Raw genomic sequence first — 13,399 nt, forward strand, 5'->3', positions numbered from 1 at the left:
TACGTCGAGATGAACGGCGCGCACGAGGCCGAGCTCGGTGCGATCCGGCGCGCGATCCGCGACCGGTTCCGCGTGGCGACGTGCGTCGGCTTCGGCCCGCGCTTCCTGCACTCGACGGGCCAGGCCTACAAGGGCGGGCCGAACTCCGGCGTGTTCCTCCAGCTCACCTGCGACGACGCGGCGGACGTGCCGGTGCCGGGCGAGCGGTACACGTTCGGTGTGGTGAAGGCGGCCCAGGCGCAGGGCGATCTCCAGGTGCTCATCGAGCGTGGGCGCCGCGCGCTGCGGATCCACCTCGGCAAGGACGTGAAGGGCGGGCTCGTGACGCTCAAGAACGCGGTCGTCCAGGCGACGACGTAGCAGCGAATCCAGGGCCCCGACGGGAGGACGGCGAGCATGCAGATCGGGATGGTGGGTCTGGGACGAATGGGCGGCAACATGGCGCGGCGGCTCATGCGGGGCGGCCACGAGGTCGTCGCGTACGCGAGAAGCGCGAAGACCGTCCAGGAGGTCGCGGGCGAGGGCGCGGTCGGCACCGTGACGCTCGACGACTTTGTGGCGAAGCTCAAAGCGCCGCGCGTCGCGTGGGTGATGGTGCCGGCGGGCGCGGCGACCGAGCAGGTCGTGATGGACCTCGCCCGGCGCATGGGGCCCGGCGACACGCTCATCGACGGCGGCAACTCGTACTTCAAGGACGACGTGCGCCGGAGCCGGGCGCTCCGCGACAAGAAGATCAACTACCTGGACGTCGGCACGAGCGGCGGCGTCTGGGGGCTCGAGCGCGGCTACTGCCTGATGATCGGCGGCGAGAAGGCGGCGGTCGAGCGCCTCGACCCGATCTTCCGGACGCTCGCGCCCGGGATGGGGACCATCGCGCGTACGCCCGGGCGCGAGCAGCGCGGCGGCACCGCCGAGCACGGCTACCTCCACTGCGGCCCGTCGGGCGCCGGCCACTTCGTCAAGATGGTCCACAACGGCATCGAGTACGGGCTCATGCAGGCGTACGCCGAGGGCCTCGACATCTTCAAGAACGCGAGCTCGAAGGATCTCGATGCCGACCTGCGCTACGACCTCGACCTCGCGGACATCACGGAGGTCTGGCGGCGCGGCTCCGTCGTCTCGTCCTGGCTCCTCGACCTCACCGCGCAGGCGCTCGTCGAGAACCCGACGCTCTCGAACTACACCGGGGTCGTCGCCGACTCGGGCGAGGGGCGCTGGACGATCATGGCGGCGATCGAGGAGGGCGTTCCGGTGGACGTGCTCTCGGCCTCGCTCTACGTCCGCTTCCGCTCGCGTCAGGACCACACGTTCGCGGAGAAGGTGCTCTCGGCGATGCGCCAGAAGTTCGGCGGCCACGTCGAGCGGCCGAGCGGGGGATAGCGTGGGACCCGCCCCCGTGACGGAGCCGGTCTCCCTCGACGCGCACCTCCGCGCCGCCGGCGGGCCCGCGGCCGCAGACCTGACCGTCCTGGTCGGAGCACTCGCGGTCGCCGGCAAGGTCATCGCGCGCGAGCTCGGGCGCGCCGCGCTCGCCGGCCAGCTCGGGGCGACGGGCGACACGAACGTCCAGGGCGAGAAGGTGAACAAGCTCGACGTCTGGGCGAACGACGTGGTCGTGCGGGCGTTGGAGGAGACGGGCCTCGTGGGCGCGCTCGTCTCCGAGGAGATGGCCGAGCCGCTGCGCCCGGCGAGAGCTCGCGGCCGCTACGTCGTGTGCTTCGACCCGATCGACGGATCATCCAACCTGGATGTGAACGGAACCGTCGGCACGATTTTTTCCATCCGCCCGGGCGTCGAGCCGACGCAGCCGGGGACGGCGCAGGCCGCGGCGGGCTACATCATGTACGGGCCCTCGACGCTCATGGTGCTGACGACGGGCGCCGGCGTCGACGGCTTCACGCTCGACCCGACGCTCGGCGAGTTCGTGCGCTCGCATCACAGGATCCGCATCCCCGCGCGGGGCCGCATCTATAGCGTCAACGAGGGCAACTTCTCGAAGTGGGCACGCGGCGTCCAGCGCTACATCGAGTACCTGCGCGGCGCGGAGGTGGCGACGGGCCGGCCCTACACGGCGCGCTACGTCGGCTCGCTGGTCGCCGACGTCCACCGGACGCTCCTCGAGGGCGGGATCTACCTCTATCCGGCCGACGCCGGCAAGTCGGAGGGCAAGCTGCGTCTCCAGTACGAAGCGGCGCCGATGGGGATGATCGTCGAGCAGGCGGGCGGCAAGGCGTCCACGGGCCGCGAGCGCATCATGACGATCCAGCCGGCCGCGCTTCACCAGCGGGTGCCGCTCCTCATCGGGAGCCCCGAGGACGTGACGCTTGGCGAAGACTTCATCGCAGGGAGGCGTCGATGACGGAGCGGGTGCAGGAGATCCTGAGCTGGTACGGAAGCGACAACCCGGGGACGCTGACGAACCTCGCGCGCCTCTTGAGCTGCGGCGCGCTCGCCGGCAGCGGCAAGCTCGTGATCCTGCCGGTGGACCAGGGCTTCGAGCATGGCCCGGGGCGGTCGTTCGCGATGAACCCCGCCGCCTACGATCCGCGCTACCACTTCGAGCTCGCGATCGAGGCCGGCTGCAACGCCTACGCCGCGCCGCTCGGCTTCCTCGAGGCCGGCGCGCGCCAGTTCGCCGGCCGGGTGCCGCTGATCCTCAAGCTCAGCAACCACGACGTGCTCCTCGACGACAAGGACCCCGAGCAGGCGATGACGGGCAGCGTTGAGGACGCGGTGCGCCTCGGCTGCGTCGGCATCGGCTTCACGATCTATCCCGGCTCCGAGCACCGGCTCGCGATGTACGGCCAGCTCCGAGGCCTCGCGGAGGAGGCGAAGCGGCGCGGCCTCGCCGTGGTCGTCTGGTCGTACCCGCGGGGCTCCGGCCTCTCCAAAGATGGCGAGACGGCGATCGACGTCACGGCGTACGCGGCACACATCGCCGCCCAGCTCGGCGCGCACGTCATCAAGGTGAAGCTTCCGTCGGCTCACCTCGAGCAAGCGGCGGCGAAGAAGGTCTACGAGAAGGAGGGCGTGCCCACCGGGACGCTCGCCGAGCGCGTCCGCCATGTCGTCCAGGCGACGTTCGACGGCCGGCGGATCGTGATCTTTTCGGGCGGCACCGCGGACACGGACGAGGCGATCTTCGAACAGGTGAGGGCGATCCGCGACGGCGGCGGCTTCGGCTCGATCATTGGGCGCAACTCGTTCCAGCGGAAACGGCCCGACGCGCTCAGGTTCCTCCGGACGGTCATGGACATCTACGCGGGGGCCAGGAAGTAGCGGCATGATCCTCGCGGGCGACGTCGGCGGCACCAAGACCGCGCTCGCCCTCTACGAGGCGCGGGGCGGCGGGCTCGCGCCGGCGCGCGAGGCCGCGCTGCCGAGCCGCGAGTTCCCGACGTTCGAGGACGCCGTGGCGAGCTTCCTCGCCGCCGCGCCGCGCGGCGCGGTCGAGGCGGCGTGCTTCGGCGTGGCCGGGCCCGTGGTGAACGGGCGCTGCATCGCGACGAACCTTCCCTGGGTCCTCGACGAGGCGACGCTCGCGTCCAGCATCCCGGCGAAGCGCGTGAGGCTCCTCAACGACCTCGAGGCCATGGGCCACGGCGTCCTCGCGCTCGAGCCCGCGTCGCTCGCCACCCTCCAGGAGGGCGCGGTCCGGAAGGGCAACATGGCGCTGCTCGCCGCCGGCACCGGGCTCGGCGAAGCCCTGCTGGTCTGGAGCGGCGAGCGCCATCTCGTCGTCCGCTCTGAGGGCGGGCACGCGGACTTCGCGCCCCGGACGGACCTCGAGGTGGAGCTGCTCAGGTTCCTCCGCAAGGAGTTCGGGCGCGTGAGCTACGAGCGCGTGCTCTCCGGGCCGGGGCTCGTCAACATCTACCGCTTCCTGCGCGACACGGGAGACGCTCCGGAGCCCGCGTGGCTCCGCGAGCGCCTCGAGCGCGAGGACCCGAGCGCCGTCGTCTCCGAGGTCGCGCTCGCGGGCAGCCACCCGCTCTGCGTCAGAGCACTCGAGCTGTTCGCGTCGATCTACGGCGCCGAGGCGGGCAACCTCGCCCTCAAGGCGTTCGCGGTCGGCGGCGTCTACGTCGGCGGCGGCATCGCGCCGAAGATCAGGGCGAAGCTCGCCGACGGCACGTTCGTCGCCGCGTTCTGCGACAAGGGCCGGTTCGCCGCGCTGATGGCGTCGATCCGCGTCTCGCTCGTCCTCGAGCCGCGGGCGGCGCTCCTGGGCGCCGCGCGCGTGGCGCGGGACCTGGTCTAGCGGGGTGCCCGTGGACAAGCGACGCGCCGTCACGCGCGAGGAGGCGAGGCTCAAGGAGGCCCAGGAGCGGACGGCCCACTGGAAGCGCTGGGGCCCGTACCTCGCAGAGCGGCAGTGGGGCACGGTGCGCGAGGACTACAGCCCGGGCGGCACCGCCTGGGAGTACTTCCCGCACGACCACGCCCGCTCGCGCGCCTACCGCTGGGGCGAGGACGGGATCGGCGGCATCACCGACAACCACGGCCGCCTCTGCTTCGCCATAGCACTCTGGAACGGCCGCGACCCGATTCTCAAGGAGCGCCTCTTCGGGCTCACGGGCAACGAGGGCAACCACGGCGAGGACGTGAAGGAGTACTACTTCTACCTCGACTCGACGCCGACGCACTCGTTCATGAAGTTCCTCTACAAGTATCCGCAGGCCGAGTTCCCGTACGCGACGCTCGTCGCGGAGAACCGGCGCCGGGACCGGGGGGCGCCCGAGTACGAGCTCCTGGACACGGGTGTCTTCGACGACGATCGCTACTTCGACGTGATGGTCGAGTACGCCAAGGCGGCGCCGGACGACGTCCTCGTCCGGATCACCGCCACGAACCGCGGCCCCGAGACGGCCGAGCTCCACCTGCTGCCGACGCTCTGGTACCGGAACACGTGGGCGTGGGACACGGCGGGCCCCGAGCGCCCGACGCTCCGCACCGGGAGCCCGGGGTTCGGCCATCTGACGATCGAGGGCGACCACCCCTCGCTCGGCGGCCGCTGGCTCTACTGCGACGGCGCGCCCGAGCTGCTCTTCACCGAGAACGACACGAACGCCGAGCGCCTCTGGGGCGTCCCGAACGCGGGGCCGTACGTCAAGGACGGCATCGGCCGCTACGTCGTCGAGGGGCGGAAGGACGCGGTCAACCCCGCCGAGGTCGGGACGAAGGCGGCCGCGTACCACCGGCTCGCGCTCGCCCCCGGTGCCCACGCGACCGTGCGCTTCAGACTCACGAACACGCCGATCCCGGGCGACGCGTTCGGGCGGGAGTTCGAGGCCGTCTTCGCCCAGCGGATCGCCGAGGCCGACGAGTTCTACGCGACGATCGTCCCGAAGGACTTCTCCGACGACGGCGAGCGCGTGATGCGCCAGGCGTTCGCGGGGCTGCTCTGGTCGAAGCAGTTCTACCACTACGACGTCCGGCGCTGGCTCGAGGGCGATCCCGCCGCCGCGCCGCCGCCGCCCGAGCGGTGGCGGGGGCGGAACCGCGCGTGGCTCCACCTCTACAACGAAGACGTGATCTCGATGCCGGACAAGTGGGAGTACCCGTGGTACGCGGCATGGGACCTCGCGTTCCACATGATCGCGCTCGCTCCCGTGGACCCGGACTTCGCCAAGGCGCAGCTCGTCCTGTTCCTGCGCGAGTGGTACATGCACCCGAACGGCCAGATCCCGGCGTACGAGTGGGCGTTCGGCGACGCGAACCCGCCGCTCCACGCGTGGGCGGCGCTGCGCGTCTACCGGATCGAGCGCCGCGTCCGCGGCCGGGGCGACCGCGAGTTCCTCGAGCGCGTCTTCCACAAGCTCCTCCTGAACTTCACCTGGTGGGTCAACCGGAAGGACGCCGAGGGGAAGAACATCTTCCAGGGGGGCTTCCTCGGCCTGGACAACATCGGCGTCTTCGATCGCTCGGCGCCCCTGCCGACGGGCGGCCGGATCGAGCAGTCCGACGGCACCTCGTGGATGGCGATGTACTGCCTCAACATGCTCGCGATCGCGCTCGAGCTCGCCAAGCAGGACCCGGCCTACGAGGACGTCGCCTCGAAGTTCTTCGAGCACTTCGTCTACATCGCCCACGCGATGAACACCCTCGACCTCTGGGACGAGGGCGACGGCTTCTACTACGACGTCCTCCACACCGACGGCCAGGCCTGCCGGTTGAAGGTGCGCTCGATGGTCGGCCTCATCCCGCTCTTCGCCGTCGAGACGCTCGAGCCCGAGGTGGTGGAGAAGCTCCACGGCTTCAAGCGCCGGATGCAGTGGTTCATCGACAACCATCCCGAGTTCCGCCGGCACGTCGAGATGACGTCGAAGCCCGGCGTGGGGCTCAGGCGGTTCCTGGCGATCGTGTCGCGCGAGCAGCTCCCGCGCGTGCTGGGCTACATGCTCGACGAGGCGGAGTTCCTCTCGCCCCACGGCGTCCGCGCCCTCTCGCGCCACCACAAGGACCATCCGTACGTGCTCAGCGGCGATGGCGGCGAGCACCGCGTGGATTACGAGCCCGCCGAATCCACGAGCGGCCTCTTCGGCGGCAACTCCAACTGGCGCGGCCCGGTCTGGTTCCCGGTCAACTACCTCCTGATCGAGGCGCTGCAGAAGTTCCATTATTTCTACGGCGACGGCGTGAAGGTGCAGTGCCCGACGGGCTCGGGCCCGATGCTGAACCTCTGGCAGGTGGCCGCCGAGCTCTCGCGGCGGCTCACGCGCATCTTCCTCCGCGACCGGGACGGGCGGCGGCCGGCCTACGGTGGCACCGAGAAATTCCAGCGCGACCCGCACTGGCGCGACCTCATCCTCTTCCACGAGTACTTCCACGGCGACAACGGCGCGGGGCTCGGCGCGAGCCACCAGACCGGCTGGACGGGGCTCGTCGCGAAGCTCCTGCAGCAGAGCGGCGAGTAGCGGTAGGCTCGATCACGCCCGCCGCGTCGTCCCCGCCCGGGGCGACGGGTGAAGCCGCAGCGCCGCGGCCAGCGCGGGAAGTCGGGGATGCGCGCCCCCGAGCCGGCGCCGCGGATAGCCGCCGGGGTAACGCCCGGCCGGCGGCCTCAGCTCACCCCTTTTCGACCTTTACCTCGAGCCGCGGCTTTCCGGCGGTCCGCACCGCGTAGAACGCCCCGATCAGGCCGCCGCCGAGCGCGAACAGCGTGTCGCCGCCGAGATCCCAGAGGATCGCCGGGATCTTGCTGATGAAGATGTCCCAGTGCACCGAGCCGCCCCGCGCCTTCGCGTACTGCTGGACCCGGTAGGCGGCGAGGAGGACCTCGCCGAGGAGCACCGAGGCCACCGTGAAGCCGGCGCCGACGACCTGGGGGATCAGGCCGCCGCGGCCCGCCGCCTTGGTGGTGCCCCAGCCGATCAGCGCGCCGCCGGCGATCGCGATGACCCAGAACATGCGGTTGGTCGCGATGGCGACCCCGGCCCAGACGGCGGCCGCCACGATCGCCAGCACCGCCGCGGCCAGCACGGCCAGCGGCACGTTCGTCGGAAGCTCCTCGTAGCGCTGGGTCGCGACCTTGGCTTCGTGCTGGAGGCGCTCGATGCAGGCCGGGCAGACGCGGTCGATGACGCCGTTCACCAGAATCGGCTCGCTCGCGGCGGTGCCGCCGCAGAGGCGGCAGGCGGCCGCCGGCGGCGGGCTTCCGGTCTTGACGGCGGCGAGGAGCGCGTCGAGCTCCGCGGCGATCCGCGCGGCATCGAGCGACCGGAACATGGGCCGGGCGTGCGTGTAGAGGGCGAGGCCGTCGGCGACCTTGACCTTCTTCGGGTGGACGCCCGCCGCCGCGAGCCCGGGCGAGCGCTGAACCGCCTCGCGGACCGCCGGGTCCCTGGCGGGATCGCCATAGCGGACGATCTCGACGATGGCGTTGTTGTCGTCGCCGCCCCTGGCCGCTTCGACGAGATAACCGTCCTTGACGCCGAAGACGATCGCGCTGCCCGCCGCGGGCTTGAGGCCGAGCCGCTTGCCCGTTTCGAGGACGGTCTTCACGAGGCTCGTCATGTCCGGTTCCCTTTCACGCCTTGCCTTCGAGCGCGCGCTTGAGCTGGTCGAGATGGTTGTCGTCGTGCCACGCCCAGAGCGCGGCGACGGCGTCGAGGGTCATCGGGTTGGTCCCGATGGTCCCGGACCGCTTCCACTGCTCGGCGCTGAGCCCGCGCGCGACCCGGAGCGACTCCGCGCGGCGCCGGCGGAACTCGGCGAGCGCCTCCGCCGCGTCGGCCTTCGGGTACTGGCGCTCCGCGCCGATCTTGTCGGCGTCGGGGACGGGGAACTTGGCGCCGTCCTGCGTCGAGATCGTCTTGAGCACGAGGAGGAAGAGCTCCTCCGCGTCGCGGAGATGGCAGACGACTTCCTTCGCCGCCCAGTTCTTGCCGTCCGGCCGCTTCGAGAGGACGGCCTCGCTCTGATCGCGGAGGGCCGCGGCGAGCTCGTCGGGGGTGCGCTCGGAGCGCGCGAGGCGCGCGGCGATCGGCTGCTTGGCGTACTCGGCCATCGTGGGCATCGCGTCGCTCCTTTCCGGCACGAGCTGGGCGAAGAGGCTCGACTCGCGCTTGTAGAAGCCTTCCGTGTGGAAGGAGTCCCGGAGCCGGAGGCCGGTGTAGTCCACGTGGTGGCCGACCTCGTGCAACAGCGTCCGGAGGTACGTTCGAAATGCTACCACGCGCCTCTGCTTCGCGGTGCGCATCCAGAGCTGGATGCGGGGCGGCCGGCCGCGCTCGTTCGTGTAGAGGCCGTGGAGCTCGCCCCAGCGCGCGTGCGGCCGCGCGGCGAGCACCTCCACCCTGACCGGCGGCAACGCCATCGCCGCGCAGAGCCCGCCGGCCAGCGCCTGGCTCGCGCGCTGGACCGCGTCGCGGGCCTCGGACCGGAGCGCGCCCTCGAGCGCCTCGACGGCGGGGTGGAGCTCCGCCGGGCTCGCCAGGCGGATCTCGGTGAGGGCGTCGCTCTTCCGGTAGATCGCTTGCTGGGCGCGCGTGAGGCGCGCGTAGTACGCGAACGGCAACGCGGCTACGTACCGGTGAAGCGGGGCTTGCGCTTCTCGAGGAAGGCCTTGGCGCCCTCGATCCGGTCCTCGGTCGTGCGCAGGAGCGTCGCCAGGTCGTTCTCGAGCCGGAGCCCGTCGGCGAGCGGCAGCTCGAGCCCCTTGACGACCGCCTCCTTGGCGTAACGGAGCGCCACCGGCGCCTTGGCGGCGAGCGTCCGCGCCAGCTCGAGCGCCGACGCCGTCAGCTCGGCCGCGGGCACGACGCGCTCGACGAGGCCGATCCGGAGCGCCTCGCGCGCGTCGATGCGCGCGCCCGTCAGGATCATCTCGAGCGCCTTGCCGCGGCCGACCAGCCGCGGCAGGCGCTGTGTGCCGCCGCCGCCGGGGATGATCGCCAGGTCGACCTCGGTGAGGCCGAGCCGCGCGTCGTCGCCCGCGATGCGGATGTCGCACGCGAGCGCCAGCTCGAGCCCGCCCCCGAAGGCGTAGCCGCGGATCGCGGCGATGATCGGCTGGGGGCAGCGGTCCATGGCCTGGCGGAAATCCACGCGGCGCCGGCTCTCGCGAAACTTCACGGGCACCTGCGGGGCGACGAACTCGCGGATGTCGGCGCCCGCCGAGAACGCGCGCCCGCCCGCCCCCGTGACGACGACCACGCGGACGTCCTCGCTGCCCGCGGCGCCGCCGAAGCAGTCCACGAGCTCGGTCCGCATCCTCTCGTTCATCGCGTTGTGGACGTCGGGACGGTTGAGCGTGAGCGTCGCGACGCCCTCGGCGACCTCCCAGACGATCGTTTGGTAGGTCATTGATCGGGTGCTTCCAGGCCGGCTCCGGTCGTGGCCGGCCCGAGACAGATGCGCCGTTTCAAGAGGTCCGCGATCATGGCCGCGCTGTAGCCGAGCTCTCGGAGGACACCGTCGGTGTGCTCGCCGAGCGTCGGCGGCGGCCCGGGGTCGCGCGTGGGCGTGCCGGCGAAGACCAGCGGCTGGCCCATCATCCGGAGGCGCCCGACCTCGGGATGCTCGTACTCGTGGACCATGTCGTGGTGGCGCACCGCCGGGTGCCGCATGAACTCGTTCACCGTCTGCACGGGCCCGGCGGGGATATCGTGCTTCGCGAGGAGCTCGAGCCAGTGGGCGCGCGGCTCGGACTTGAACTTCGCCTCGAGGAGGGGCAGGAGGACCTGGTTGTTCTCGAGGCGCAGGAGCCAGGAGGCGAAGCGCGGGTCGTCGGCGAGGGGCGCGAGGCCGAGCGCCGTGCAGAGCTTGACCCAGAACGACTGGTTGCCACAGGCGAGGAAGAACCACGCGCCGTCGCCCGCCTGGTAGAGCCGGTACGTCGGGTTGTCGCGGATCAGCGTCGGCTTCGACGGGTACTCCACGGCGATGCCGGCCTGCATCGCCATCACGCCCCTGAGCAGGGACGTCTCGACGCGCTGCCCCCGCCCGGTGCGCTCGCGCGCGAAGAGCGCCGCGAGGATCGCCTGGGCGGCGAGCGCCGCCGTGTAGTAGTCGGTCGGCGCCGTCCGGAGGTACTGGGGCGGGCCACCGAAGCCCTGGAGCGTCATCACGCCGCCGAGCGCCTGGAAGATCGGGTCGAAGCCGGGCCGCTCGTTCTCCGGGCCCGTCGAGCCGAACGCGGTGACCGAGCAGTAGACGAGCCGCGGGTTGAGCGTCGCGAGGCGCGACCAGCCGACGCCGAGCCGCTCGGCGACGCCCGGCCGCATGTTCTCCATGAACACGTCGCCGCGCGCGGCGAGCGTGTCGACGATCTGGAGCCCCTCCGGGGTCTTCAGATTGACCGCGATCGAGCGCTTGCCGCGGTTCCAGCCGAAGAAGCCGGGCAGCTCGCGGAAGCTGTCGCCCTCGAGGGACTCGACCTTCACGACGTCGGCGCCCAGGTCGGCGAGCTGCATCGCGGCGTAGGAGCCCGCGATGTAGCTCGTGAGGTCAACGACGCGGATGCCGTCGAGCGGCGGCGCGGCCACGGCGCGGGCGGGGCGGCTAGGCCGCCACGCGGCGCAGGATCAGCTCGCGGTGGTAGTCGCCGTCCCCGTACATCGGCTCGAGCGCCTTGGCGCGCTTCATGTAGAGGTGGAGGTCGTACTCCCAGGTGAAGCCGATGCCGCCGTGGACCTGGATCGCGTTGTCGGCCACATGCCAGCCGGCGTCGGAGGCATACGCCTTCGCCATCGATGCCGCGTGCTGCAGAGTCTCCGGCTCGGCGTCGGCGGTCCAGGCGGCGTAGTAGACGGCGGAGTGCGAGTTCTCGACCTCGAGGAGCATCTCGGCGCACTTGTGGCGGATCGCCTGGAAGGAGCCGATCGGCTGGCCGAACTGCTCGCGCACCTTGGCGTAGCCGACCGCCATGTCGAGGCAGCGGCGCGCCGCGCCGAGCATCTCCGCCGCGGCGCCAACCGCGCCGCGCCGCAGCAGCGCGGCGAGCAGCGGTCCGCCGTGGCCCGGCGCGCCGAGCACCGCGTCGGCGGCGACGGGCGTCTTGTCGAGCGTGACGTTGACGAGGCGCGTGGCGAGGTCCATCACCGGCACGGGCTCGAGGGTGAGCCCGGCGGCCGAGGGGTCCACCATGAAGAGCGTGAGCCCGTCCGGCCCCTGCGCCGGCACGAGGAGGACGTCGGCGACGTGGGCCCAGGGCACGAACCGCTTCTGGCCCGAGAGCGCCCAGCCCTTGCCGGTCTTCTCCGCGCGCGTCCGCGCGGCCTCCGGGCGCCAGTCGAGCTCGGCGTCGAGGAAGGCGATCGTCGCGCGGGCGTCCCCCGTGGCGAAGGCGGCGAGCCAGCGCTTCTTGTGGACCTCGCTGCCGCCGAGCTCGATCGCCGTCGCCGCGAGCGCGGTGGGCCAGTAGGGGCCGGGGTACGCGGCGCGCCCCATCTCCTCGAGGAGCAGCGCGGTCTCGACCATGCCGAGGCCGCTGCCGCCGTACGCCTCGGGGAGCGAGAGGCCGAGCCAGCCGAGCTGGGCGATCTCCTTCCACATCGTGTCGCTCTCGCCGCGCGGGTCGTCCCAGAGCAGGCGCACCGTGGCGGGCTTGCAGTGCTCGTCGAGGAAGGCCCGCGCCGAGTTCCGGAGGAGCTGCTGGTCGGAGGTGAAGGCGAAGTCCATGGCGTCAGGCCTTCAGCCGGTCGGCGCGCACTTCCTTGGGCAGGCCGAGCACGCGCTCGCCGATGATGTTCTTCTGGATCTCGGAGGAGCCGGAGTAGATCGTGCCGGCGCGCGACCAGAGGAACGCCGTCGCCCAGGTGCCGGGCTCGCCCGAGGAGGTGTCGATCTCCTCGAACTCCTCGCGCGCGGAGATGAGCTGGCCGTACGGCCCGAGGATCTCCAGCGCGAGCTCGAAGTAGCGCTTCTCGAACTCCGTGTAGGAGAGCTTGGTGATGGACGACGCGGCGCCCGGCGAGTCGCTGTTCTGCAGCGCCGACAGCACGCGCAGCGCCGCGTAGCGCTGGACCTCCAGCTCGGCGTAGGCCTTCCCCAGCTTCGCGCGGACGGCCGGGTCCTCGAGGAGCGGCTTGCCGCCGCGCCGGAGCTCCTTCGTGGCCCGGACGAGCTGGTTGAACGCGATGGCGTAGCGCGTGACGCGCCCGAGCGAGTTGGCGCCGCGCTCCCAGCCGAGCGTGGTCTGCGCGATCTCCCAGCCGCGGTTCAGGCCGCCGATGAGGTCGCGCGGCTCCGCCCGCGCGTCGGTCATGAAGACTTCCGAGAAAAGCGAGGAGCCCGTGATCTGCTTGAGTGGCCGTACCTCGACGCCGGGCTGGCGCATGTTGAGGAGCAGGCACGAGATCCCCTTGTGCTTGGCGACCTTCGGGTCCGTCCGCGCGAGGAGGATCCCCCAGTCGGCGATGGGCCCGCTCGACGTCCAGATCTTCTGGCCGTTGACGAGGAAGTGGTCGCCCTGGTCCTCGGCGCGCGTCTTGAGGCTCGCGAGGTCGGAGCCCGCGTTCGGCTCCGAGTAGAGCTGGCACCAGATCTCCTCGGCGGTCAGCATCTTCCGGAGGTAGCGCTGCTTCTGCCAGTCGGTGCCGTGGACGATGATCGTCGGGCCGATGAACCCGATGCCGAGGCCGTTGATGGGCGGCGGGGCGGAGAGGCGCGCCATCTCGTCCTGGACGATGGCTTGCTGCATCGGCGCGCGCCCCCAGCCGCCGTACTCCGTGGGCCACAGCATCCCGACGTACCCCGCCTCGTAGAGCTTCCGGTGCCAGGCCTTACGCTCGTCGAGCGTCTTCAGGTCGTCCCGGGGGACGTTGGCCCCGAGCCAGCGCCGGACGTCGGCACGGAAGGCGCGCTCTTCAGCGGTGGGAGTCAGGTCCATCGTCCGCCTCCTCGCGGGGAATGAGCGTTTCTAGCACGCAGGCCGAGGCGAATCAATGGGCGCGCC

General features: G+C 71.6%; 12 protein-coding genes. 6 read left to right on the plus strand and 6 right to left on the minus strand.

Features of this window, described 5'->3' with window-relative positions; translation table 11 throughout:
- The 6 genes from VKG64_04400 to VKG64_04425 all read left to right on the plus strand — a co-directional run.
- A partial coding sequence (locus tag VKG64_04400; protein HKB24275.1) for a transaldolase occupies positions 1-360 on the plus strand: 360 nt, incomplete at its 5' end.
- Between the two features lie 36 nt (positions 361-396).
- Complete coding sequence (gene gnd / locus VKG64_04405; GenBank protein ID HKB24276.1) at positions 397-1,380, plus strand: decarboxylating 6-phosphogluconate dehydrogenase; 984 nt, start codon at positions 397-399, stop codon at positions 1,378-1,380.
- Positions 1,381-1,396: 16 nt separating this feature from the next.
- Positions 1,397-2,359: a class 1 fructose-bisphosphatase gene (gene fbp / locus VKG64_04410; GenBank protein HKB24277.1), complete on the plus strand. Its 963-nt coding sequence runs from the start codon at positions 1,397-1,399 to the stop codon at positions 2,357-2,359.
- Positions 2,356-3,279, plus strand: a complete 924-nt coding sequence (locus VKG64_04415; GenBank protein HKB24278.1) for a class I fructose-bisphosphate aldolase — start codon at positions 2,356-2,358, stop codon at positions 3,277-3,279. The genes fbp and VKG64_04415 overlap by 4 nt, the downstream gene beginning before the upstream one ends.
- Before the next feature lie 4 nt (positions 3,280-3,283).
- Positions 3,284-4,261 (plus strand): glucokinase, encoded by a 978-nt coding sequence (gene glk / locus VKG64_04420; GenBank protein HKB24279.1) that lies wholly within the window; start codon positions 3,284-3,286, stop codon positions 4,259-4,261.
- 10 nt (positions 4,262-4,271) lie between these two features.
- The gene (locus VKG64_04425) at positions 4,272-6,917 is read left to right on the plus strand and encodes a glucosidase (GenBank protein HKB24280.1); all 2,646 of its coding nucleotides are present in this window, start codon (positions 4,272-4,274) and stop codon (positions 6,915-6,917) included.
- 151 nt (positions 6,918-7,068) lie between these two features.
- Here VKG64_04425 and VKG64_04430 read toward each other — a convergent pair whose 3' ends face one another.
- The 6 genes from VKG64_04430 to VKG64_04455 are packed head-to-tail and all read right to left on the minus strand — an operon-like array spanning position 7,069 to position 13,333.
- Entirely contained in the window at positions 7,069-8,016 is a 948-nt protein-coding gene (locus VKG64_04430; GenBank protein ID HKB24281.1) for a hypothetical protein, read from the minus strand.
- A gap of 13 nt (positions 8,017-8,029) precedes the next feature.
- Positions 8,030-9,019 carry a DinB family protein gene (locus tag VKG64_04435; GenBank protein ID HKB24282.1) on the minus strand — a complete coding sequence of 330 codons (990 nt, stop codon included), beginning with the start codon at positions 9,017-9,019 and terminating at the stop codon, positions 8,030-8,032.
- A 5-nt stretch (positions 9,020-9,024) separates the two neighbouring features.
- Positions 9,025-9,807 (minus strand): enoyl-CoA hydratase-related protein, encoded by a 783-nt coding sequence (locus VKG64_04440; GenBank protein HKB24283.1) that lies wholly within the window; start codon positions 9,805-9,807, stop codon positions 9,025-9,027.
- Positions 9,804-10,988: a CoA transferase gene (locus VKG64_04445; protein HKB24284.1), complete on the minus strand. Its 1,185-nt coding sequence runs from the start codon at positions 10,986-10,988 to the stop codon at positions 9,804-9,806. Before VKG64_04445 ends, VKG64_04440 begins: the two co-directional genes overlap by 4 nt.
- A 16-nt stretch (positions 10,989-11,004) precedes the next feature.
- Entirely contained in the window at positions 11,005-12,123 is a 1,119-nt protein-coding gene (locus VKG64_04450) for an acyl-CoA dehydrogenase family protein (GenBank protein HKB24285.1), read from the minus strand.
- Positions 12,124-12,127: 4 nt separating this feature from the next.
- A complete protein-coding gene (locus VKG64_04455; GenBank protein HKB24286.1) occupies positions 12,128-13,333 on the minus strand; it encodes an acyl-CoA dehydrogenase family protein in 1,206 nt (401 codons plus the stop codon).
- Positions 13,334-13,399: the final 66 nt, after the last annotated feature.

Source organism: Candidatus Methylomirabilota bacterium, from assembly GCA_035260325.1.
Taxonomy (GTDB): Bacteria; Methylomirabilota; Methylomirabilia; order Rokubacteriales; family CSP1-6; genus AR19.